Origin of the sequence: Pseudarthrobacter sp., from assembly GCF_036675385.1 — a bacterium.
Lineage (GTDB): Bacteria > Actinomycetota > Actinomycetes > Actinomycetales > Micrococcaceae > Arthrobacter.
This window is the reverse complement of record NZ_JAKFFD010000233.1, coordinates 1-21,539: the sequence shown is the minus strand read 5'-3', so window position 1 is coordinate 21,539 and position 21,539 is coordinate 1. Positions and strand designations below refer to the sequence as shown.

Annotated in this window: 30 protein-coding genes; 5 read left to right on the top strand and 25 right to left on the bottom strand. The window is 62.3% G+C overall.

Annotation, left to right across the window (positions count from 1 at the left end; translation table 11 throughout):
- The first annotated feature begins 66 nt into the window (after positions 1-66).
- On the top strand, positions 67-531 hold the full coding sequence (locus V6M49_RS19565) for an Hpt domain-containing protein (RefSeq protein ID WP_332762817.1): 465 nt from the start codon (positions 67-69) through the stop codon (positions 529-531).
- On the opposite strand, the gene V6M49_RS19560 is transcribed toward V6M49_RS19565, so the two are convergent.
- The gene (locus V6M49_RS19560; RefSeq protein WP_332762815.1) at positions 528-1,331 is read right to left on the bottom strand and encodes a response regulator transcription factor; all 804 of its coding nucleotides are present in this window, start codon (positions 1,329-1,331) and stop codon (positions 528-530) included. The two genes, V6M49_RS19565 and V6M49_RS19560, sit on opposite strands and share 4 nt — an antisense overlap.
- A gap of 255 nt (positions 1,332-1,586) precedes the next feature.
- On the opposite strand from V6M49_RS19560, the gene V6M49_RS19555 reads away from it, so the two are divergent.
- Complete coding sequence (locus V6M49_RS19555) at positions 1,587-3,254, top strand: sensor histidine kinase (RefSeq protein WP_332762813.1); 1,668 nt, start codon at positions 1,587-1,589, stop codon at positions 3,252-3,254.
- 95 nt (positions 3,255-3,349) lie between these two features.
- On the opposite strand, the gene V6M49_RS19550 is transcribed toward V6M49_RS19555, so the two are convergent.
- From V6M49_RS19550 to V6M49_RS19515, 8 genes are all read right to left on the bottom strand, one after another.
- On the bottom strand, positions 3,350-4,243 hold the full coding sequence (locus V6M49_RS19550) for a tRNA pseudouridine synthase A (protein WP_332762812.1): 894 nt from the start codon (positions 4,241-4,243) through the stop codon (positions 3,350-3,352).
- 31 nt (positions 4,244-4,274) lie between these two features.
- Complete coding sequence (gene rplQ / locus V6M49_RS19545) at positions 4,275-4,856, bottom strand: 50S ribosomal protein L17 (protein WP_141141207.1); 582 nt, start codon at positions 4,854-4,856, stop codon at positions 4,275-4,277.
- 78 nt (positions 4,857-4,934) lie between these two features.
- Positions 4,935-5,945: a DNA-directed RNA polymerase subunit alpha gene (locus V6M49_RS19540; RefSeq protein WP_056344331.1), complete on the bottom strand. Its 1,011-nt coding sequence runs from the start codon at positions 5,943-5,945 to the stop codon at positions 4,935-4,937.
- Positions 5,946-6,076: 131 nt separating this feature from the next.
- The gene (rpsK, locus tag V6M49_RS19535; RefSeq protein ID WP_018769149.1) at positions 6,077-6,478 is read right to left on the bottom strand and encodes a 30S ribosomal protein S11; all 402 of its coding nucleotides are present in this window, start codon (positions 6,476-6,478) and stop codon (positions 6,077-6,079) included.
- Between the two features lie 51 nt (positions 6,479-6,529).
- Positions 6,530-6,904 carry a 30S ribosomal protein S13 gene (gene rpsM, locus V6M49_RS19530; protein ID WP_104062624.1) on the bottom strand — a complete coding sequence of 125 codons (375 nt, stop codon included), beginning with the start codon at positions 6,902-6,904 and terminating at the stop codon, positions 6,530-6,532.
- A gap of 177 nt (positions 6,905-7,081) precedes the next feature.
- Positions 7,082-7,195, bottom strand: a complete 114-nt coding sequence (rpmJ, locus tag V6M49_RS19525; RefSeq protein ID WP_009358722.1) for a 50S ribosomal protein L36 — start codon at positions 7,193-7,195, stop codon at positions 7,082-7,084.
- 69 nt (positions 7,196-7,264) lie between these two features.
- Entirely contained in the window at positions 7,265-7,486 is a 222-nt protein-coding gene (infA, locus tag V6M49_RS19520) for a translation initiation factor IF-1 (protein ID WP_009358723.1), read from the bottom strand.
- Between the two features lie 179 nt (positions 7,487-7,665).
- Positions 7,666-8,628 carry a P1 family peptidase gene (locus V6M49_RS19515; protein WP_332762806.1) on the bottom strand — a complete coding sequence of 321 codons (963 nt, stop codon included), beginning with the start codon at positions 8,626-8,628 and terminating at the stop codon, positions 7,666-7,668.
- A gap of 219 nt (positions 8,629-8,847) precedes the next feature.
- Between V6M49_RS19515 and V6M49_RS19510 the strand changes: the two genes are divergently transcribed.
- The 3 genes from V6M49_RS19510 (at position 8,848) to V6M49_RS19500 (ending at position 12,188) form a co-directional block, all read left to right on the top strand.
- On the top strand, positions 8,848-9,828 hold the full coding sequence (locus V6M49_RS19510) for a carbohydrate ABC transporter permease (RefSeq protein ID WP_332762804.1): 981 nt from the start codon (positions 8,848-8,850) through the stop codon (positions 9,826-9,828).
- Positions 9,825-10,730: a carbohydrate ABC transporter permease gene (locus tag V6M49_RS19505; RefSeq protein ID WP_332762802.1), complete on the top strand. Its 906-nt coding sequence runs from the start codon at positions 9,825-9,827 to the stop codon at positions 10,728-10,730. The genes V6M49_RS19510 and V6M49_RS19505 overlap by 4 nt, the downstream gene beginning before the upstream one ends.
- 111 nt (positions 10,731-10,841) lie before the next feature.
- Positions 10,842-12,188: an ABC transporter substrate-binding protein gene (locus V6M49_RS19500; RefSeq protein ID WP_332762801.1), complete on the top strand. Its 1,347-nt coding sequence runs from the start codon at positions 10,842-10,844 to the stop codon at positions 12,186-12,188.
- A 54-nt stretch (positions 12,189-12,242) separates the two neighbouring features.
- Here V6M49_RS19500 and map read toward each other — a convergent pair whose 3' ends face one another.
- From map to rpsC, 16 genes are all read right to left on the bottom strand, one after another.
- Positions 12,243-13,070, bottom strand: coding sequence for a type I methionyl aminopeptidase (map, locus tag V6M49_RS19495; protein ID WP_104062628.1), 828 nt, complete (start codon positions 13,068-13,070; stop codon positions 12,243-12,245).
- A 71-nt stretch (positions 13,071-13,141) separates the two neighbouring features.
- Positions 13,142-13,711, bottom strand: coding sequence for an adenylate kinase (locus tag V6M49_RS19490; RefSeq protein WP_181037244.1), 570 nt, complete (start codon positions 13,709-13,711; stop codon positions 13,142-13,144).
- 5 nt (positions 13,712-13,716) lie between these two features.
- Complete coding sequence (secY, locus tag V6M49_RS19485; protein WP_058931723.1) at positions 13,717-15,027, bottom strand: preprotein translocase subunit SecY; 1,311 nt, start codon at positions 15,025-15,027, stop codon at positions 13,717-13,719.
- Positions 15,028-15,246: 219 nt separating this feature from the next.
- Positions 15,247-15,729, bottom strand: coding sequence for a 50S ribosomal protein L15 (gene rplO / locus V6M49_RS19480; RefSeq protein WP_104062629.1), 483 nt, complete (start codon positions 15,727-15,729; stop codon positions 15,247-15,249).
- Positions 15,730-15,936, bottom strand: a complete 207-nt coding sequence (gene rpmD / locus V6M49_RS19475) for a 50S ribosomal protein L30 (protein ID WP_056344352.1) — start codon at positions 15,934-15,936, stop codon at positions 15,730-15,732.
- Between the two features lie 3 nt (positions 15,937-15,939).
- Positions 15,940-16,677: a 30S ribosomal protein S5 gene (gene rpsE, locus V6M49_RS19470; RefSeq protein ID WP_058931721.1), complete on the bottom strand. Its 738-nt coding sequence runs from the start codon at positions 16,675-16,677 to the stop codon at positions 15,940-15,942.
- Entirely contained in the window at positions 16,674-17,057 is a 384-nt protein-coding gene (gene rplR / locus V6M49_RS19465) for a 50S ribosomal protein L18 (protein ID WP_104062630.1), read from the bottom strand. The genes rpsE and rplR overlap by 4 nt, the downstream gene beginning before the upstream one ends.
- A 2-nt stretch (positions 17,058-17,059) precedes the next feature.
- Entirely contained in the window at positions 17,060-17,596 is a 537-nt protein-coding gene (gene rplF, locus V6M49_RS19460) for a 50S ribosomal protein L6 (protein ID WP_056344361.1), read from the bottom strand.
- Between the two features lie 18 nt (positions 17,597-17,614).
- Positions 17,615-18,013: a 30S ribosomal protein S8 gene (gene rpsH / locus V6M49_RS19455; protein ID WP_056344363.1), complete on the bottom strand. Its 399-nt coding sequence runs from the start codon at positions 18,011-18,013 to the stop codon at positions 17,615-17,617.
- A gap of 78 nt (positions 18,014-18,091) precedes the next feature.
- Complete coding sequence (rplE, locus tag V6M49_RS19450; protein ID WP_141141211.1) at positions 18,092-18,673, bottom strand: 50S ribosomal protein L5; 582 nt, start codon at positions 18,671-18,673, stop codon at positions 18,092-18,094.
- Positions 18,673-19,032: a 50S ribosomal protein L24 gene (gene rplX, locus V6M49_RS19445; RefSeq protein ID WP_056344369.1), complete on the bottom strand. Its 360-nt coding sequence runs from the start codon at positions 19,030-19,032 to the stop codon at positions 18,673-18,675. Before rplX ends, rplE begins: the two co-directional genes overlap by 1 nt.
- Before the next feature lie 3 nt (positions 19,033-19,035).
- Positions 19,036-19,404: a 50S ribosomal protein L14 gene (rplN, locus tag V6M49_RS19440; protein ID WP_024366126.1), complete on the bottom strand. Its 369-nt coding sequence runs from the start codon at positions 19,402-19,404 to the stop codon at positions 19,036-19,038.
- Between the two features lie 547 nt (positions 19,405-19,951).
- Positions 19,952-20,260, bottom strand: coding sequence for a 30S ribosomal protein S17 (gene rpsQ / locus V6M49_RS19435; RefSeq protein ID WP_056344371.1), 309 nt, complete (start codon positions 20,258-20,260; stop codon positions 19,952-19,954).
- Positions 20,257-20,586, bottom strand: coding sequence for a 50S ribosomal protein L29 (gene rpmC, locus V6M49_RS19430; RefSeq protein WP_058931719.1), 330 nt, complete (start codon positions 20,584-20,586; stop codon positions 20,257-20,259). Before rpmC ends, rpsQ begins: the two co-directional genes overlap by 4 nt.
- A gap of 2 nt (positions 20,587-20,588) precedes the next feature.
- Positions 20,589-21,005: a 50S ribosomal protein L16 gene (gene rplP / locus V6M49_RS19425; protein WP_056344375.1), complete on the bottom strand. Its 417-nt coding sequence runs from the start codon at positions 21,003-21,005 to the stop codon at positions 20,589-20,591.
- The coding region (gene rpsC / locus V6M49_RS19420; protein WP_332762792.1) for a 30S ribosomal protein S3 at positions 21,006-21,539 on the bottom strand (534 nt) is incomplete at its 5' end. It lies immediately after the preceding gene.

Here is a 21,539-nt window from a genome sequence, read left to right as displayed (position 1 = left end):
CTCAAGGTTTCCACAGGTTCTACTCAAAACGGACTCACAAGTAACTACAGGAAGTAGCCTTGAAGCATGGATAGTCCACCACTCACCTCCAGCAGCGGGGGTGTCCCTGCCGAAGCGTCAGCAGCAGGGGCTGCTGCGGGCGTGGGCGCTGGCGTGCACCAGACGGGCAATGACGCCATGCGCTGGGTCGAACCGGACATCCTGGCGGAGCTGGAAGAAGAACTGGACGGCCCGGAACTTGCACTTGGATTCGCGCGCGATTACGCGTCTTTGTGGGACCAGCGCTTCAGCCGGCTGTCGGCAGCGGTCCACACCGGGGACCGCCCCATTGCTTTGGACGCCGTCATCAGCCTGCGGATCGCTTCAGCCATGGTGGGCGGGATCCGTTTGTCAGTCCTGGCTCAAGCACTGGAGGATGCCATCCGCCGCAGCGACTTCGTCCAAGGCCAGGCACTGCTGGCAACCCTGGCAGAGCACGGCTTTCGTACAGTCTCAGAACTCCACGCGAACTACATCCTGAAGAACGACTAGTGACCAGCCCCCGGCCAGCCCTGCAGGTCAGTCCTTGTTGGTGCGAGCCGGTAGCCCACTCCGCGCACCGTCTGAAGCCAGCGCGGTGACAGCGGATCCTCCCGAAGCTTGCGGCGCAGGTTCCCGACGTGGACTTCCACGGCCCGCTCGTCAGCCTCACTGATATACGCATCAGGCTCATAAAGGTCACCCCGGACCGCTCGCACCAGGTCGGACCGGGTGCACACCGCCCCCTCGCCCCGGAGCAAAGTGTGCAGGAGGTCGAACTCGCTGCGGGTGAGCCCGAGGTTGACCTCACCAATCACTACCGTGCGGGTCCGGTAGTTCAGAATGAGCCCGTTGTGCTGGAGAACTCCCGTGTGGGTGAAGGTCGCCGGCGCGGCCGGAGGCTCGGCCCATGTAGCCTCTTGGGGTGGACTGGCGACCTCATGGCGCGGCCTGCGCATCATGGCCGCCACCCTGGCCCGAAGTTCACGCGGCCTGAAGGGCTTCGCAATGTAGTCGTCCGCACCGGCGTTCAGGGCCGAGAGCAGATCGGGTTCCTCGGTCCGGCCGGTCAGCATTACTACATAGGCATCACTGAAATTCCGGATGCGCCGCAGGACCTCAAACCCGTCAATGTCCGGAAGGCCGATGTCCAGCGTGACCACCTGGGCCTTGTTGTGCCGCACCGCTTCAACGCCGTCCCTCCCATCGACGGCGGTATGGACCTCAAAACCGGCCTGACGGAGGATCCCCTCAAGGAGGTTCCGCACATCGGCGTCGTCCTCGATTACTACTGCTACCCCAAGATCTTCCATATCTATCCCCGATGCCAGGTGGAAGAGGCCCCCATCAGCCCAGCGCCAATCCCCTCAACCACTCCAACTCTCTATACGGTACAAGTATGAACGGCAGATAACACGCCTTCTAGAGATTAGTTTTGGAAAGTCAATTACCATGACAACACATGCATATCCGGATTCTGAAGATAGACCGCGTCAGCCTTCAGATATTCGGCTGCATCAATTCATTGGGGACGGAATGGGGGCCGTCACGAAAGTTGGAGATCCCCTATGCCCATACGTCCCTCGCCCCGGGCGGTGGCGCTCTATTTCAAAAAACTTGGCCCCCGGACGCAGGTTGCGTTGTGCCAGCTTCCGCTGTCGCTGATTGTCACCGTCCTCGGCGTGATGACACCCTTTACCTGGCCATCCTTACTGGTCAGTCCCCTCTACATGGCAGCAATCGCCCTTCATCTCATTCTTTTTGTGGCCTGTTTCCTCACTCCTTGGGAACGACTGCCCCATAGCTCGTACTTGGTAATTCCGGTTCTGGACCTGCTCGCGATCGCACTGCTGCGAAATGGTGCAGCGCCCCTTCTCCCGGGCCTGGCAATTCTGGTCGTATTTCCGGTCATTTGGCTGGCCGCTTCCGGGATCATGGTCCGCACAAGCCTCGTACTGAGCGCTCTGGGACCGCTCCTGATCATTCTCCCCACAACGGCCGGAAAATTCCCCAACCTCACGGCGTCGGACATTACCGCACTCTTTCTTTTCCCGCTTGTCATGCTGGCCGTTTCGCTCGCAATCCGATTCGCCAGCGTCAATATGCGGGTTCAGCAGCGGCAGCTGCAGGCCATGGGCGAGGAACTGCGGGAACTGCTGGCCGCGAGCCGGGAACGCGAGGAACTCCTGATGACCATCTTGGACGCCACCGACGTCGGCATTGTTGCCGTCGATTCGAACGGTGACCAGCTGCTGGCCAACAACATGATGCGGCGTTGGCAGCAGCCCGCCGCACCGGCCGGCGTCGCGCCTGCCGACCACGGCGAACAGCGGGTCTTCGCCCAGGACAAGGTGACTCCCCTCCCGTCGGACAAACATCCCCTCCGGCGCGCCGTCGAGGGTGAATCGTTCGCGGACTATCTCGTCTGGATTGGCGATGTCCCACAGCAGCGCGCGGTGTCCACCGCCGCCAGGCCGTTAACGGACGACGACGGCCGCCTCACCGGAGCAGTGGTCGTCTACAGCGACGTGACGGGGCTGGTTGAAGCCATTGCCGCGAACGAGGAACTGGTCTCGAACGTGTCCCACGAATTCCGGTCGCCGCTGAATTCCATCCTGGGCAACATCGACCTGGTGCTCGAGGACAGCGACGGGCTCTCCGCCCTCACGGTCCAACGCCTGGCCGTGGTGCAGCGCAACTCCGAACGGCTGCTTGCCCTGGTCTCGGACCTGACGCTCGAGGCCTCCGCCGCCCTGAACGTCCACCCGAAACGGACCGATATTTCCGGGCTGGTGGAGACCAGCATCGGTTCAGCCCAGGCACACGCGGAGCGGTCCGCCGTAGCCCTGGTGGCCGACGTACCCTCACCGCTCTGGGCCTTCGCCGACCCGCTGCGGATTGGGCAGGCACTGGACAATCTGGTCTCGAACGCCATCAAGTACTCCCCCGATGGCGGCACTGTGACCATCAGCGCAGCCGGCACCGAGGACTGGGTCAAGCTTGTTGTTCAGGACACCGGGATGGGCATGGCGCCGGAGGATGCGGCCAAGGTTTTCAGCCGGTTCTTCCGCGCCGAGTCGGCCCGGGATGCAGCCATCCCCGGCGCCGGGCTGGGCCTGTCGATCACCAAGACCATCCTGGAACGCCACGGCGGTGCCATCGCCTGCGCCAGTGCCCTGGGCGGCGGCAGCACATTCACCATGACCCTGCCCACCGAATCCAAGCCCGGTGATTGAGCCTGTCGAAATCCCGGAACCCTCATCGATTGCTCCATAGGAGCCCTTTTCAAGGCCCAAAAGGGCGCTGACGGAGCAATCGATGGGGTCAGGGGTCAGTGCTTCCGGACTGCCCGGGTCAGCTCGGCGCGGGCCAGCATCTCGTCGTCGGACGGGTAGGCCACTTCTTCAAGGACCAGCGGGTGCGGGGCAGCCAGCACGGACTTGGCGTCCCGCTTCTTCGCCAGCAGGCGATCGTGCAGCCAGCCCGGCTCCTCGATGCCTTCCCCTACGAACAAGGCCGAGCCAACCAGGGACCGCACCATGTTGTGGCAGAAGGCGTCGGCCTGGACGGTGGCCACAATGACGCCGTCCTCACCGCGGTGGAACTCGAAGCGCTGCAGCTCACGGACGGTGGTGGCACCCTCCCGCGGCTTGCAGTAGGACAGGAAGTTCTGCAGCCCCAGCAGCTGCACGGCACCCGCGTTCAATAGGTCGACGTCCAAGGGGCTTTGGTGCCAGAGCGTGAAGTACCGTTCGAGCGGATCCCACAGGGCAGGTCCGTCCGCGATGCGGTAGGTATAGCGCCGCCAGAGTGCAGAGAACCTGGCATCGAAGCCCACGGGCGCCAAGGACACCAGGTGGACCTCGATAGCCCCGCTCAGGTCCCCCAACCCCCTGCTGAGGGCGCCACGAATCCGACGTAAGAATGCGACGGCGGGATCCAGTTCGTGCCCGCGCGGCAGTTTCAGCCACTCGGCCTCGGTTAGGTCCAGGTGGACCACCTGGCCGCGGGCGTGCACGCCGGCGTCGGTACGTCCCGCCACGGTGACCCGGATGGGCCGGCGGATCAACAGCGCAAGCGCCTCTTCCAAGATCCCTTGGACGGTCCGCAATCCCGGCTGCACTGCCCACCCGTTGAAGGGGCCGCCGTCGTACGATAAATCAAACCGGACACGCAAAAACCCGCCGCCCCCTGAAACGGGGGCCGCGGGTTTTTGGTGGTTCATAGACCTAAGTCTATGCGACGGAATTGGCGAATTACTTCGCTTCGTCCTCGTCCTTCTTCTTAGCAGCGGGAGCCTTGGCAGCCTTCTTGGCCGGAGCCTCTTCGGTTGCAGCTTCCGTCTCAGCTTCAGGAGCCTCGGGAGCTTCGGTCTCGACGACCTCAGCCTCGGGAGCTTCGGTTTCGACAGGCTCAGCAACCGGAGCAGCCTTGGCGGCAGCCTGGGTAGCCTCGGCCACAACGGCCTGCTTGGCGGAAACGGGCTCAAGAACCAGTTCGATGACAGCCATGGGAGCGTTGTCGCCCTTGCGGTTGCCGATCTTGGTGATGCGGGTGTAGCCGCCGTTGCGGTTCTCCACTGCCTGTGCAATGTCGGTGAACAGCTCGTGGACGATGCCCTTGTTGCTGATCAGGCCGAGTACACGGCGGCGGGAAGCCAGGTCGCCACGCTTGGCGAAAGTCACCAGGCGCTCGGCGTACGGCTTCAGTCGCTTGGCCTTGGTCACCGTGGTGGTGATCCGCTTGTGCTCGAACAGTGCGGCGGACAGGTTCGCGAGCATAAGACGCTCGTGAGCCGCTCCGCCTCCGAGGCGCGGACCCTTAGCGGGGGTAGGCATAATAGTTTCTCCTCATATGGAAGCCAGTAGGCTGCGCACACCGTGGTGCATCCAGCCAGCCGGCCAAGATCTGTTTTGTTAGAGTTCGTCGTCGCCGAAAGCGGCGTCGTCCTCTTCAATTGCTGCGGCGCGTGCTGCGAGGTCAAAACCGGGAGGCGAGTCCTTGAGGGACAGGCCCAGTTCAACCAGCTTTGCCTTGACCTCGTCAATGGACTTCGCACCGAAGTTACGGATGTCCATGAGGTCAGCCTCGGAGCGTGCAACGAGTTCACCCACGGTGTGGATGCCCTCACGCTTGAGGCAGTTGTAGGAACGGACGGTGAGGTCCAGATCCTCGATCGGCAGTGCCATGTCCGCTGCCAGGGCAGCATCCGTCGGCGACGGGCCAATCTCGATACCTTCAGCTGCGGTGTTCAGCTCGCGGGCCAGACCGAAGAGTTCCACCAGGGTGGTACCTGCGGAAGCAACGGCATCGCGCGGGGCGATGGCCTGCTTGGTCTCGACGTCGACAATGAGCTTGTCGAAGTCGGTGCGCTGCTCAACACGGGTTGCTTCCACGCGGAAAGTAACCTTCAGTACCGGCGAGTAGATCGAGTCGACCGGGATACGGCCGATCTCGGAGTCGCCGGACTTGTTCTGAGCTGCCGAAACGTAGCCGCGGCCGCGCTCGATGGTCAGTTCGAGTTCGAACTTGCCCTTCGAGTTCAGCGTGGCAATGTGCAGATCCGGGTTGTGGAATTCGACGCCGGCCGGCGGAGCGATGTCCGCGGCGGTGACGACTCCGGGGCCCTGCTTGCGCAGGTAAGCCACAACCGGCTCGTCGTGCTCGGAGGAAACCGACAGGCTCTTGATGTTCAGGATGATCTCAGTGACATCTTCCTTGACACCCGGAACCGTGGTGAACTCGTGCAGCACGCCATCGATCCGGATGCTGGTTACAGCGGCACCGGGGATGGAGGAAAGCAGGGTACGGCGGAGGGAGTTTCCGAGGGTGTAGCCGAAGCCCGGTTCCAGCGGTTCAATGATGAAACGCGAGCGGTTATCGGAGACTACCTCTTCGGAGAGGGTGGGGCGCTGTGCAATGAGCACTTAGGTTTCCTTTCGGCGAGCATCCGCTATATGACGCAACACAGGTGGTGGAAATTCGGTCTGAAGACTTAACGCGGCTGGGCTTGCCCGGACCATGACGGTCCGGGCAAGCTCAAGCTGCTGGAAAAGCCTTAGACGCGGCGGCGCTTCGGCGGACGGCAGCCGTTGTGCGCTGCGGGGGTGACGTCCTGGATGGAGCCAACCTCCAGGCCAGCGGCCTGCAGCGAGCGGATTGCGGTTTCGCGTCCTGAACCCGGTCCCTTGACGAAAACGTCAACCTTGCGCATGCCGTGCTCCTGCGCACGCTTGGCAGCAGCTTCGGCAGCCATCTGGGCTGCGAACGGGGTGGACTTGCGTGAGCCCTTGAAGCCAACCTCACCTGAGGAAGCCCAAGAGATAACAGCGCCGTTCGGGTCCGTGATGGACACGATGGTGTTGTTAAAAGTGCTCTTGATGTGCGCCTGGCCCAGCGCGATATTCTTTTTGTCCTTCTTACGCGGCTTGCGAACCGCGCCACGAGTCTTCGGGGGCATTTTTTCTCCTACAGAAAGTTATTGGGGGAAGACGAGTCAATCCCGAGGGATTTAACGAGCCTTCTTCTTGCCTGCAACGGTGCGCTTCGGACCCTTACGGGTACGTGCGTTCGTCTTCGTACGCTGTCCGCGCACTGGCAGGCCCTTGCGGTGGCGAATACCTTCGTAGCTGCCGATTTCAACCTTGCGGCGGATATCAGCTGCTACTTCGCGGCGAAGGTCACCCTCAACCTTGTAGTTGCCTTCAATGTAGTCACGAAGTTCTACCAGCTGGGAATCGGTGAGGTCCTTAACGCGGACGTCAGCGCTGATGCCAGTGGCAGCCAGGGTTTCGTGTGCACGGGTCTTGCCCACGCCGTAGATGTAAGTAAGCGCAATTTCCAACCGCTTTTCGCGGGGAATGTCTACGCCAGCGAGACGAGCCATAGTGGCAGTGCTCCTTGAATAAACCGGAGGTCGTAGGCAGTACACCCGCACGTTCTGTGCGGCCCCAGCCTCCGACCGGGGGTTAGCTGTCCGGGCTCATACGTCCCAGTTCAGCTTGTGCTGCCTTTTATTTACTTGCGTGGGTTAGCAACCCAGGATTTCCTTCAGGGAAGGAAATTAGCCCTGGCGCTGCTTGTGGCGCGGGTTCTCGCAGATCACCATGACCCGGCCATTACGGCGGATCACTTTGCACTTTTCGCAGATCTGCTTGACGCTCGGCTTGACCTTCATGGCATTCCTTTGCGTGTGGCAGTTGGTCAACTGGATCAGCCGTCAGCTCATGCTGAGGCCGCCCAGAATTTACTTGTAGCGGTAGACGATACGACCCCGAGTGAGGTCATAAGGGCTCAGTTCCACCACTACCCGGTCCTCAGGGAGAATCCTGATGTAGTGCTGGCGCATCTTGCCTGAGATGTGCGCGAGTACGATGTGCTTGTTGGTCAGCTCAACGCGAAACATCGCGTTAGGCAGCGCCTCAGTCACAACGCCTTCGATCTCAATGACCCCGTCCTTCTTGGCCATACCCTCCGCTAACTGTTGTTGCCGCAGCCCTGCCGGATTGCACCGGACATGGCCACGAACGTTTTTGTTGGATCGGTCATCACCTCCGGCCCCAAACAGGGCACAGCTGGGCAGACAACCAACAAACCACTTTACTGTAAGTGGGTAGAAAGTCCAAACTAAATATGAAAGCACACACCTTACCCGGAAATCGAGCTTGCCGAAATCCCGTCGAGGATCGCCAAGCGTACGACGTCGGCTGCCGCACTCTGCAGGGCAATGAGACTCACCTGCCGGGCAGTTTCAGTACTCCGGTCCAAAGCCACCTCACCAGTGGCAAGGCAAAAAACAGTATCCCCATCAGCCAACGTGTGCGACGGATTGAGCGCCCGGGCCAGCCCAGCATGCGCAGCAGCAGCAGTCCGATAGCACTCAGCAGGGTCCAGCACTGCGTTCGTAGCAACAACCACCAATGTCGTATTGAGCGCAGGTGGCCCGGCATCCGCTGACGGGGAATCGGGAACCCGGAAGCGCGCGTCTAAGGGAGGCACGACCGAGCGCGCGGAGGGTTCGGGATTCCCCGGAAGTGCCTCCACGGGAAACCCCAGAGCGTTCACCACGGCCAGCGCCCCGACAACCACGCCGTTCTCAAGCGTGACCGAAGCCGTCCCCACCCCACCCTTGAACTGTCCGCGTCCGATCATCGCTCCGGTGCCGGCGCCCACGCTGCCGCGTCCGACGTCGTGCCCGTCCGTTTCGGCAGCAGCGGCGACGGTGGCCGCATAGCCCATGTCCGCCGTCGGGCGCGCTGAGAAGTCTCCTCCCCGGCCCAGGTCGAAGATCGCGGCGGCGGGAACGATCGGCACCACTCCCCCGGTGACGGCGAATCCCCGGCCGTTTTCCTCGCACCAACGCTGTGCACCGTGGGCCGAGACCAGCCCGTAGGCGCTGCCGCCGGTGAGGACCACGGCGTCCACCGTGGACACCAGCGTGGTGGGATCCAGCGCGTCAGTCTCATGCGTGCCCGGGCCACCGCCACGGACGTCCACCGACCCGACAGTGCCCGGTGGCGGCAGCACCACGGTGACTCCCGTCAGCCAGCCGTCGCCGGTTTTCTGCTCATGGCCAACCCTGATTCCAGGCACATCCGTGATTGCTCCCATGGCTCCATTCTGCCCTGCGCCCGGTGGTTGAGTTTGTCGAAACCCGGGACTGTGGGCTCGCTCACCAGGGAAACCAAACGTTCGGTGAACGGGTTCCGAAGCCTGGGACAACAATTCGCTGGGCGGCCGCATCTGGTCCGGTCCGGCTTCCACGATGTGATGGAGTGATCTCAAATCCGTTCCACAGCCCTGCCGCGGCAGGCTTTCCGATTGAGATCCATGACACCACAGCTCACCGCCAAGCCGGGCAGTTCCCTGGCGCAGACGGCCACCGGCAGGGCAAAGGACCAGGCCGGCACCCTGCCCCGGAAGCGCAATCGCTGGTCGCGCCGGAAACGCCAGGACTTCTTCGTCTTTCTCGCGCTGGCCCTGCCGAACCTGCTGCTCATCGCGGTCTTCACCTACGTCCCGCTGTTCAACAACCTCTACTACTCCACGCTGAACTGGACGCTCGGCTCCGCGTCGGCCACCGTCGTCGGGCTGGAAAACTACGTCACGTTCTTCACCAGCGCGGACGCCGCCCGGGTCCTTGGCACTACCGCCGTATTCACTGCCGCAACCGTGGGCGGCTCCATGGCGCTGGGCCTGCTGGTGGCGCTGGCCCTGAACTCGAAGGTCCGCGGCACCACCTTTGCCCGGTCGGCCGTCTTCGCACCGTATGTGCTGTCCGGGGTTGGCGTTGGCCTGGTGTGGCTGTTCATCTTTGATCCCGGCTACGGCGTGCTGGCCTGGATCCTGCGGGGCCTCGGACAGCAGAGCCCGCAGTGGATCAACGATCCGGACCTCTCGCTGGTGATGGTCATCATCGTGTACGTCTGGAAGAACCTGGGCTACTGCGCGGTGGTGTTCCTCGCCGGGCTGCAGTCCCTGCCGCAGGACGTGATGGAGGCGGCGTCGCTGGACGGTGCCAGCAGTTTCCGGCGCTTCGTCAGCATGTCGCTGCCGCTGCTCTCCCCCACCACATTCTTCCTGCTGATCACCACCATGCTCAGCTCGCTCCAGGCCTTCGACCTCATCCGGATCATGACGCCCCTGGGCAGCGGCACCAGCACCCTCATCTACGAGGCGTACCTCCAAGCCTTCGGCGCCTACAACCGCGCCGGCTATTCCGCCGCCATCTCGGTGGTCCTGTTTGTCATCCTGCTGGTCATCACGGTGCTGCAGCTGCGGTTCGTCGAAAGGAAGGTGCACTACTCGTGAGCGCTCCCGCCGCCGTCCTTCCGGACCCTTCAACGCCCGACGCCGTCCCGCCCCTGGAGCGGCCGTTCTCCCGTGCCAACCTGGCCAGGACAGTCGCTGCCGGGTATGCGCCGCTGGCCGTCGCCGTCCTGGTGGTGTTCCTGCCGCTGCTGTGGATGGTGCTGAGCTCGTTCAAGCAGCCCGGCGAAATCGTCACCCTGGATCTGCAGGTGCTCCCGGCAGCCCTGGACCCGGAGAACTATCGGGTTGCCATGACCACGGTCCCGTTCGGTCAGTTCTTCCTGAACAGCACCATCGTCACCGTGGTGGGCGGCGGCGTCAAAGTGATCCTTGCCCTGCTGACCGCCTATGCCCTGGTGTTTGTGCGCTTTCCGTTCAAGAACCTGATCTTCGTCCTGATCCTCGTGGCCCTGATGGTTCCCGCGCAGGTATCCATCCTGCCGAACTACATCCTGATCGCCGGAATGGGTGGGAAGAACACCCTGTGGGGCATCATCCTGCCCGGCCTGGGCACTGCCTTCGGCACGTTCCTGCTGCGCCAGCACTTCCTCACCCTGCCCGGTTCGATCCTGGAATCCGCAGAGATCGACGGCGCCGGCCACTGGCGGCGGCTCTGGCAGATCGTGGTTCCGGTGTCCGTTCCGTCCATTGCAACGGTTGCCCTGGTCACCGTAGTGAGCGAATGGAACGAGTACATCTGGCCGCTGATCATCACGGACAAACCGGAAAGCATGACGCTTCCAGTGGGCCTCACCCTGCTGCAGAACTCCGAGAGCAACGGCGCAGGCTGGGGAATCATGATGGCCGGCGCCGTCCTCGTGATCGTCCCCATCCTGGTCATCTTCGCCATGCTCCAGCGCTACATCGTCGCGGGCCTGACCCAGGGCAGCGTGACGGGCTAACCTCCGGCGGGCACCGCCGTCGGGCCTTACCGGCGGGCACTGCCGTAGGGCCTCCAAACCATCCATCCACCGCATCCAGCACTACCGAGGCACACAACGAAAGGCAGCACCATGTCCTTTACCCTTGATCGACGGTTCTTCCTCACCCTGGCCGGCGCCGGGGCAGGCGCCGCAGCTCTCTCCGCCTGCGGCGGCCCGTCTACAACACCCGGAGCCGCGGCGACGACCGCTGCCAGCATCGACTTCAGCGGCGTCAAGCCGGCCGCCTCCATCGACTTCTGGTCCAACCACCCGGGCAAGTCACAGGACGTGGAAAAGAGCATCATCGAGAAGTTCCACGCCAAGTACCCGGACATCAAGGTGAACCTGGTGACCGCCGGCGCCAACTACGAGGAAATCGCCCAGAAGTTCCAGACAGCCCAGGCCGCCAAGTCAGGCCTCCCGTCCCTTGTGGTCCTCTCCGACGTCTGGTGGTTCCGCTACTACCTGAACGAGAGCATCATCCCGCTCGACTCCCTGGTCAAGCAGCTGGACGTCAAGCTGGACGACTTCCGCACGTCACTGGTGGACGACTACAAGTACGACGGCAAGCAGTGGGCACTCCCCTACGGCCGGTCCACGCCCCTGTTCTACTACAACAAGGACCACTTCGCGGCAGCCGGCCTGCCGGACCGTGCCCCCGCCACCTGGCAGGAATTCGCCGGGTGGGCCCCGAAGCTCAAGGCGGCTTCCGGCGCCCAGTACGCCTTTATGCACCCCGCGCTGGCCGGCTACGCGGGCTGGACGCTGCAGAACAACCTGTGGGGCGAAGGCGGCGGCTGGTCCAAGGAATGGGACATCACGTGTGACTCAGCCGAGTCCGTGGCGGCACTGCAGGCGGCCCAGGATTCCGTGTACAAGGACGCCTGGGCCGGCGTTTCCTCCAAGGAATCCGCCGACGACTTTGCCGCCGGCCTTGCTTCGGCCACGTTGTCTTCGACGGGGTCGCTGATCGGCATCCTGAAGTCCGCCAAGTTCAACGTGGGCGTCGGCTTCATGCCGGGCGGCTCAAAGGTCACCACCGGCGTGTGCCCCACCGGCGGCGCCGGCCTGGGCATCCCCAGCGGTGTCACCAAGGAAGAGCAGCTGGCAGCAGCCATGTTCCTGCAGTTCATGACCGAGCCCGAGAACACCGCCGCGTTCTCGGCCGCGACCGGCTACATGCCCACACGCACGTCCGCCGACATGACCGCTGTGCTCGCCAAGACCCCGCAGATCAAGATCGCCATGGACCAGCTGGCCGTGACCAAGGTCCAGGACAACGCCCGGGCGTTCCTGCCGGGAGCGGACCAGGAGATGGCCAAGGCCGCCGCCAAGATCCTGACGCAGCAGGGCGACGTGAAGGCCACCATGACCGAGCTGAAGGCGACCCTCGAGGGAATCTACACCAAGGACGTCAAGCCCAAGCTCAAGGCCTGACCTGCCCCGGTGGTTGAGCTTGTCGAAACCCCCGGCGGTTGGGGAGCGTCGAACCTACGGGATCGGGACGGGTACGACGCCGAGCGGCACCAGGTGCTCCGCTCCGCCGTCGGGGGCTGAGAGTACCCAGATCCCCTTTTCGTGGACGGCAACCGAGTGCTCCCACTGGCAGGAGCGCTTGCCGTCGGTGGTCACCACTGTCCAGTCGTCCTCCAGCACTGCCGTGTCGATGCTGCCGCGGACCAGCATGGGCTCGATGGCCAGGCACAGTCCGGGTTTGATTTTGGGACCGCGGTGGCTCGTGCGGTAGTTCAGGACATCCGGGGCCATGTGCATCTCGGAGCCGATGCCGTGGCCCACGTAGTCCTCCAGGATGCCCAGCGGCTTGCCCGGCACAGAGGAGACGTAGTCGTCGATGGCGGCGCCGACGTCGCCCACGTGGCTTCCCGTGGCCAAGGCGGCGATGCCGCGCCACATGGCTGCCTGGGTGACGTCGGAAAGCCGCTGGTCCTCGGGGTCGGCCTGGCCCACGATGACGGTGCGTGCAGAGTCGGAATGCCAGCCGTCAACAATCGCGCCGCCGTCGATCGAGATGATGTCGCCGTCGTTGAGGACCTTGCCGCCGGGGATGCCGTGCACCACTTCCTCGTTCACGGAGGTGCAGATGGTGGCGGGGAAGCCGTGGTAGCCGAGGAAGTTCGACTTGGCGCCGGCCTCGTTCAGCACTGCGGCGAAGACGTCGTCCAGCTGCTTGGTGGTAACGCCTGGAGCGGCTGCTGCCACCGCTGCGTCCAGCGCACGGTTCAGCACCAGCCCGGCGTCGCGCATGATGCGCATCTGGGCGTTGGTCTTGTATTCGATACGGGGCTGGCCGAAGGCCATGGTGTGTCCTCTCAATGGCTGAGGCTCCTCCCGGATGCCGGGAGGAGCCTCGGAAAAGCATGTTGCGGGGCTTAGGCGGCCTGGGCTGCCTTGATGGCCTGCATCACGCGGTCGGTGACCTCGTCGATGCCGCCGATGCCGTCAACCTGGGTCAGGATGCCGCGTTCGGCATACTTGGCCACAACGGCCTCGGTCTGCTCGTGGTACAGGTCAAGGCGGTGGCGGATCACGGCTTCGTTGTCGTCGCTCCGGCCGGTTTCCTTGGCACGGCCCAGCAGGCGGGAGACGAGTTCCTCGTCGTCGGCCGTGAGCTGCAGGACGACGTCGAGCTTCTCTTCGCTGTTCGCGAGGATCCCGTCAAGGTAGTCCACCTGCGCCGTGGTGCGCGGGTAGCCGTCCAGGAGGAAGCCGTTTTCGACGTCGGACTCGCTGAGGCGGTCGCGGACCATCTTGTTGGTGACGCTGTCCGGAACGAAGTCCCCGGCGTCCATGTACTTCTTGGCTTCAATGCCAAGAGGAGTTTCGCCCTTCACATTGGCGCGGAAGATATCACCGGTGGAAATCGCCACGACGCCGAGGCGCTCGGAAATGCGTTCCGCTTGCGTTCCTTTTCCGGAACCGGGGGGTCCAATAATCAACATTTTCGTCATCGCAAAAGCCCTTCGTAGTGACGTTGCTGTAGCTGCGCATCTATTTGCTTGACGGTTTCAAGGCCAACGCCCACCATGATCAGGATCGAGGTGCCACCGAACGGGAAGTTCTGGTTCGCGTTGATCAGTACCAATGCCACCAGCGGAATCAGCGCCACGAAGCCCAGGTAGAGGGCGCCGGGCAGCGTGATCCGGGAGAGCACGTACTGCAGGTAATCCGCGGTCGGTTTTCCGGCACGGATACCCGGGATGAAACCGCCGTACTTCTTCATGTTGTCGGAGACCTCTTCAGGGTTGAAGGTGATCGCGACGTAGAAGTAGGTAAAGAACACGATCATGGCGAAGTACAGCGCCATGTAGATCGGGTGGTCTCCTCGGGTCAGGTTGTTGTTGATCCACTCAACCCACGGCGCGAGTGCCTCGCCGGCTTTGGGCTGGTTGAACTGTGAGATCAGTCCCGGCAGGTAAAGCATGGACGATGCGAAGATCACGGGGATCACGCCTGCCATGTTCACCTTGATGGGGATGTAGGTGCTGGTGCCGCCGACGGTCCGGCGTCCGATCATCCGCTTGGCGTACTGCACCGGGACACGGCGCTGGGACTGCTCCACGAAGACCACCAGGGCGACCGTCACCAGGCCGATCACCAGGACCATAAAGAACGTGCCGGGGCCCTGTGAACTCCAGATGGCGCCCAGGGACGTGGGGAACGTTGCCGCGATGGAGGTGAAGATGAGCAGCGACATGCCGTTGCCCACACCCTTTTCGGTGACCAGTTCGCCCATCCACATGATGAGCCCGGTACCGGCGGTCAGCGTGATGATCAGCAGGATAGTGGTGATGATGCTGTCATCAGGAATGATCGGCAGTGCACAGCCCGGAAGCAACTGGCCTGAACGTGCCAGCGACACCAGCGTCGTGGCGTTCAGCAGGCCCAGGGCAATGGTGAGGTACCGCGTGTACTGGGTGAGTTTGGACTGCCCGGAGGCGCCCTCCTCGTACAGCTCCTGGAACCGGGGAATGACCACCCGGAGCAGCTGCACAATGATGCTGGCCGTGATGTACGGCATGATGCCCAGCGCGAAGATGGACACCTGAAGCAAGGCACCGCCGCTGAACAGGTTGACGAGCTGATAGAGCCCGCCAGCGGTCTGACCGTTCTGCAAGCATTGCTGGACATTCTGGTAGTTCACACCAGGCGAGGGGATGAATGCACCCAAGCGGAAGATTGTGATGATTGCCAGCGTGAACAACAACTTGCGTCGCAGATCAGGCGTGCGAAAGGCCCGGCCAAATGCGCTAAGCAAGCGTCCTCCTGTGTTGTTTATGAGCGTGGTGTGATGGGGGACAATAATCCCAACAACCGAGTCTAACGGGTGGATCGGCCATGCGAATAATCCGCGAACCCGCGATTGCGGCGAACGGGCGGAAATAGTCGGCGGGCGGATGCGAAAAAAACTCCCGGCGTGCAGGGCCCTGGGGCCCTGCACGCCGGGAGTTCACAACGGGCGTTCGCCCACCGTCTACTAGAGAGCGGTGGTGCTTCCGCCTGCTGCTGCAATCTTTTCTGCGGCGCTGGCCGAGAATGCGTGGACGGTGACGTCAACCTTGACGGTGATGTCGCCGGTGCCAAGCACCTTGACGGGCTGGTTCTTGCGAACGGCACCCTTTTCGACCAGGTTCTCCACGGTGACTGTGCCACCTTCCGGGAACAGCTCGTTGAGCTTGTCCAGGTTTACAACCTGGAACTCAACCCGGAACGGGTTCTTGAAGCCGCGCAGCTTCGGCAGGCGCATGTGCAGCGGCAACTGGCCGCCGGCAAAGCCAGCCTTGATCTGGTAGCGGGCCTTTGTACCCTTGGTACCGCGACCAGCGGTCTTACCCTTGGAACCTTCACCACGACCAACTCGGGTCTTGGCGGTCTTGGCACCCGGGGCGGGACGCAGGTGGTGAACCTTCAGTGTGTTCTGCTTCTCAGCAGTCTCTGCGGCGATCTTTTTCTCTGCCATTTACTTCGCCTCCTCTACCTTTACCAGGTGCGGAACCGTGTTGAGCATTCCAACAGTCACGGCGTCGGCGGTGCGGACAACGGTGTGTCCGATCCGCTTCAGGCCGAGGGACCGAAGGGTGTCGCGCTGGTTCTGCTTGCCGCCAATGGCGGACTTGATCTGAGTGATCTCCAACTGAAGGTCGGAGGGAATCAGGTTCTTAGCCATGGCTTAGACACCCGCCTTCTGGTTCAGGATTGCCTTCACCATTGCCGGCGGAGCAACCTCGTCCAGCGGCAGGCCGCGGCGTGCTGCCACTGCTGCCGGCTCTTCGAGCTGCTTCAGCGCAGCAACAGTCGCGTGAACGATGTTGATGGCGTTGGAGGAACCCAGCGACTTGGAGAGGATGTCGTGGATGCCCACGCACTCCAAGATGGCGCGGACCGGACCACCGGCAATAACACCGGTACCGGCGGAAGCCGGACGCAGCATTACGACGCCGGCAGCGGCCTCACCCTGAACGCGGTGCGGGATGGTGTTCCCAATGCGGGGAACGCGGAAGAAGGACTTCTTAGCCTCTTCAACGCCCTTCGCGATTGCGGCAGGAACTTCCTTAGCCTTGCCGTAGCCCACGCCGACCATGCCGTTACCGTCACCAACGACGACCAGAGCGGTGAAGCTGAAGCGACGACCACCCTTGACCACCTTGGAAACGCGGTTGATGGTGACAACGCGTTCAATGAACTGGCTCTTCTCGGCTTCGCGGCCGCCGTCACGGCCACCACGGCCGCCACGGCCGCCATCGCGACCGCCCTGGCCCTTGTCGCCACGCTCGCCACGACGAGCGCCACCACGGCGGTCATCGGCAGCAGCTGCGGGCGCAGTGGTCTCAGTGGCCGGAGCAGCTACGGCTTCAGTAGCCTTCTGATCTGCAGACACAGTGTCCTTTTCCTTGTTTGCTTCCGTCACAGTGACAGCCCACCTTCACGTGCGCCGTCAGCGACAGCAGCAATTCGGCCGTGGTACTTGTTACCACCGCGGTCGAAGACAACTGCCTCGACGCCGGCAGCCTTGGCACGAGCGGCAACGAGCTCGCCAACGCGCTTGGCCTTGGCGGTCTTGTCGCCTTCGAATGCACGAAGGTCGGCTTCCAGTGTGGAGGCGCTTGCTACGGTCAGGCCCTTGGTGTCATCGACAACCTGGACGAATACGTGGCGTGCGGAGCGGTTGACGACCAGACGAGGACGTACAGCCGTGCCGGAGATGCGCTTGCGGATACGAAGCTGGCGGCGGCTGCGCGAAGCAGACTTGCTCTTGTTCGTACGCTTCTTGTTAATTGAGATGGCCATGGTTACTTACCAGCCTTTCCGACCTTGCGGCGGATGACTTCGCCTGCGTAGCGGATGCCCTTGCCCTTGTACGGGTCCGGCTTCCGCAGCTTGCGAATGTTGGCAGCAACCTCGCCGACCTGCTGCTTGTTGATACCTGAAACAGAGAGCTTGGTCGGGGTCTCAACTGCAAAGGTGATGCCGTCCGGTGCGGTGACATTTACCGGGTGGCTGTAGCCGAGAGCGAACTCAAGGTCAGATCCCTTGGCCTGAACGCGGTAACCAGTACCAACGATTTCAAGCTTCTTCTCGTAGCCCTTGGTAACGCCCTCGATCATGTTGGAGATCAGGGTGCGGGTCAGGCCGTGGAGTGAACGGGAGGCGCGCTCGTCGTTCGGGCGGGCGACAGTCAGGGTCTCTGCTTCCAGGGAAACCTCGATCGGGCTGGCCACAGTGTGGTTCAGCTCGCCTTTGGCACCCTTGACGCTGACGACAGAGCCGTCAACCTTGACCTCAACGCCGGCAGGAACGGTGATGGGGAGACGTCCAATACGTGACATTATTCTCTTCCTTTCCCGTTACCAGACGTAGGCGAGGACTTCGCCGCCCACGCCCTTCTTGCCGGCTTGCTTATCAGTCAAGAGGCCGGAAGAGGTGGACAGGATTGCGACACCCAGGCCACCGAGCACGTGCGGGAGGTTGGTGGACTTTGCGTAAACACGCAGGCCCGGCTTGGAAATACGGCGAACGCCAGCGATTGAACGCTCGCGGTTCGGTCCGAACTTAAGGTCCAGGGTCAGCTTCTTGCCAACCTCTGCGTCTTCTTCTTTCCAGGAGGCGATGTAACCTTCAGCCTTCAGGATGTCGGCAACGCGTGCCTTGAGCTTGCTGTACGGCATGGACACGGAATCGTGGTACGCCGAGTTTGCATTGCGCAGACGCGTAAGCATGTCTGCGACCGGATCAGTCATTGTCATTTGGGCTCTTGCCCTTCCTCATAACGGTTTCCTCGCTGCCGCGTAAAGCTTCAGCGAAGGACCTGTTACGTAGTTAGATTAGTCTTCGGCCTTGAACGGGAAACCGAGTGCCTTAAGCAGCGCGCGGCCTTCGTCGTTGGTCTTGGCGGTGGTTACAACCGTGATGTCCATGCCGCGTACGCGGTCGATGGAATCCTGGTCGATTTCGTGGAACATAACCTGCTCGGTCAGACCGAAGGTGTAGTTGCCGTTGCCGTCGAACTGCTTGCCACTGAGGCCGCGGAAGTCGCGGATACGGGGCAGAGCCAGCGTGACCAGACGATCCAGGAATTCCCACATGCGGTCTCCACGCAGAGTTGCGTGTGCGCCGATGGGCATGCCTTCGCGCAGCTTGAACTGTGCGATCGACTTGCGGGCCTTGGTTACCTGCGGCTTCTGGCCGGTGATCAGGGTCAGATCGCGGACAGCGCCGTCGATCAGCTTGGAGTCCTTAGCGGCATCTCCAACACCCATGTTCACAACGACCTTCACCAGGCGGGGAACCTGGTTGACGTTGGTGTACTTGAATTCCTCAACGAGCGTGCTCTTGATGGAATCGGCGTACTTGGTCTTCAGACGAGGAACGATCTTCGTTGCCGGAGTCTCGAGAGTCTCAGTCATTAGATGTCCTTCCCGGAGCTCTTAGCCACGCGGACACGCACGTCGCGCTTCACGCCATTGCGCTCAACGGTCTCGGTGCGGAAACCGACGCGGGTGGGCTTCTTGGTGGACGGGTCAACCAGAGCCACGTTGGAGATGTGGACCGAAGCTTCTACGACCTCGATGCCACCAGTCTTGGTGCCGCGCTGCGACTGACCGGCCTTGGTGTGCTTGGTTACGCGGTTAATGCCTTCAACCAACACGCGGTTGGTCTCGGGGAATACGCGCAGAACCTTGCCCTGCTTGCCTTTGTCGCCGCCGCGCTCAGCCTTGGCGCCAGTGATGACCTGAACCAGGTCACCCTTTTTGATCTTAGCCATGGACTAGAGCACCTCCGGAGCCAGAGAAACGATCTTCATGAACTTCTTGTCACGAAGTTCACGACCAACCGGTCCGAAGATACGGGTACCGCGGGGGTCACCGTCAGCCTTCAGGATCACAGCTGCGTTCTCGTCAAACTTGATGTAGGAACCATCCGCACGGCGGCGTTCCTTCTTGGTACGGACGATGACTGCCTTAACAACATCGCCCTTCTTTACGTTGCCGCCCGGAATTGCATCCTTGACGGTAGCGACGATGACGTCGCCAATGCCTGCGTAGCGACGGCCAGATCCACCGAGAACGCGAATGGTAAGGATTTCCTTAGCACCCGTGTTGTCGGCGACCTTGAGTCGCGACTCCTGCTGAATCACTATTTACTCCTTGCGTCGCGCCGGTTCTCAGACCGAAAATCTTTCAACGGAATGAGCCTTGCGGAACGGTTGATCGGGGTGTCTCTTGACCTGCCTGGATTTTGCCAGACCAGGCCTAAACTCCCGTGCCAAAAACATTTGCTTCCCAGGCGGATCCGGACAGGTCCGAAGCGCTAGGGGGCACTATGCCGTGGCACGATTGTTTACGAGGTTGATGACGGCGCACAGAGGGCGCCATACAAACTCAATATCCTAGCACAGTTGGGGCCATCTCCCATATCACACGGCGGCATCCAGAGCACAACCATTGGACACCAGGAAGCGCTGCAGTGCCGGCGACGCACGACGGCGTCACGCACGGCTCGCGTTCGGCCCACCGGCGGTGCCGTTCCCCGGAAACCCGGCCTCCCGCCGTCGGCCGTCCCCCAAAAAGCCTGCTCCGTGTGACACACCCGGCCAGCCCACCCGCCGGGAAATGCGGAAAACCCCCGCTCCCAAAAGGGAACGGGGGTTTCCGGTGCAGTACCTGCAAGCAGGCTGCGGGGTGTTACTTGGCCTTTTCGAGGATCTCGACCAGACGCCACCGCTTGGTAGCGGACAGCGGGCGGGTCTCGGCGAGAAGAACGAGGTCGCCGATGCCGGCGCTGTTCTCTTCGTCGTGAGCCTTGATCTTCGTGTTGCGGCGGATGACTTTGCCGTACAAAGCGTGCTTTACGCGGTCTTCTACCTGGACAACGATGGTCTTTTCCATCTTGTCCGAGACTACGTAGCCACGCTTCGTCTTACGGTCACCGCGTTCGCCAGCCGTAGCTGCTGCGGAAACAGTTTCCGTCACGTTCTCGTCCTTTTCACTCACTTGGCATCCTCCTCGGCCTCAACCGTTTCAGCCGTTTCGGCCTTCTTGGTTGCAGCCTTCTTGGACTTCTTCTCTTCCTTGGCTTCCACAACCGGTGCGGCAACCTCGGCACGAATGCCCAGCTCGCGCTCACGGAGAACGGTGTAGATGCGTGCGATGTCCTTCTTTACCGCGCGCAGACGACCGTGGTTCTCCAGCTGACCGGTGGCGGACTGGAAACGCAGGTTGAACAGCTCTTCCTTAGCCTTCCGGAGTTCTTCAACGAGGCGCTCGTTGTCGAACGTGTCCAGCTGTGCAGATGCAAGTTCCTTGGATCCTACTGCCATTTCTATTCACCACCTTCGCGACGCAAAATGCGTGCCTTCAACGGGAGCTTGTGGATTGCCAGGCGCAGGGCCTCGCGAGCTACCGATTCCTCGACGCCGGAAATCTCAAAGAGAACCCGGCCCGGCTTGACGTTTGAGACCCACCATTCCGGCGAACCCTTACCGGAACCCATGCGGGTTTCGGCCGGCTTCTTGGTGATCGGACGGTCCGGGTAAATGTTGATCCAGACCTTACCGCCACGCTTGATGTGGCGGGTCATCGCGATACGGGCAGACTCGATCTGACGGTTGGTGACGTATGCCGGGCTCAGAGCCTGGATACCCCACTCACCGAAGGAGACCTTGGTGCCGCCCGTAGCAGCGCCGGAACGACCCGGGTGGTGCTGCTTACGGTGCTTGACTCGACGTGGGATAAGCATTTAAGCCTGTCCTCCTTCTACTGCAGCAGGTGCAGCCTCAACTGCCGGAGCCTCGGCAGCCGGAGCTGCCTCTGCTGCCGGACGGTCGGTACGACGGCGGCGGTCACCACGGTCAGCGCCGCCGGCGCCACCCGGGCGGCCCGGACGGTCGCTGGGACCGCGGCCGCGGGACGGAGCAGCAGCTGCCTGCTGAGCCAGTTCCTTCGCGGTGACGTCACCCTTGTAGATCCAGACCTTCACGCCGATGCGGCCGAAGGTGGTCTTGGCCTCGTAGAAGCCGTAGTCGATGTTCGCACGGAGGGTGTGCAGGGGCACACGGCCTTCGCGGTAGAACTCCGAGCGGGACATTTCTGCGCCACCCAGTCGACCGGAGCAGGCGATACGGATGCCCTTGGCACCTGCACGCTGAGCGGACTGCATGGCCTTCTTCATCGCACGGCGGAAAGCCACGCGGGAAGTCAGCTGCTCAGCAACGCCCTGGGCAACAAGCTGTGCTTCCATCTCGGGGTTCTTGACCTCGAGGATGTTCAGCTG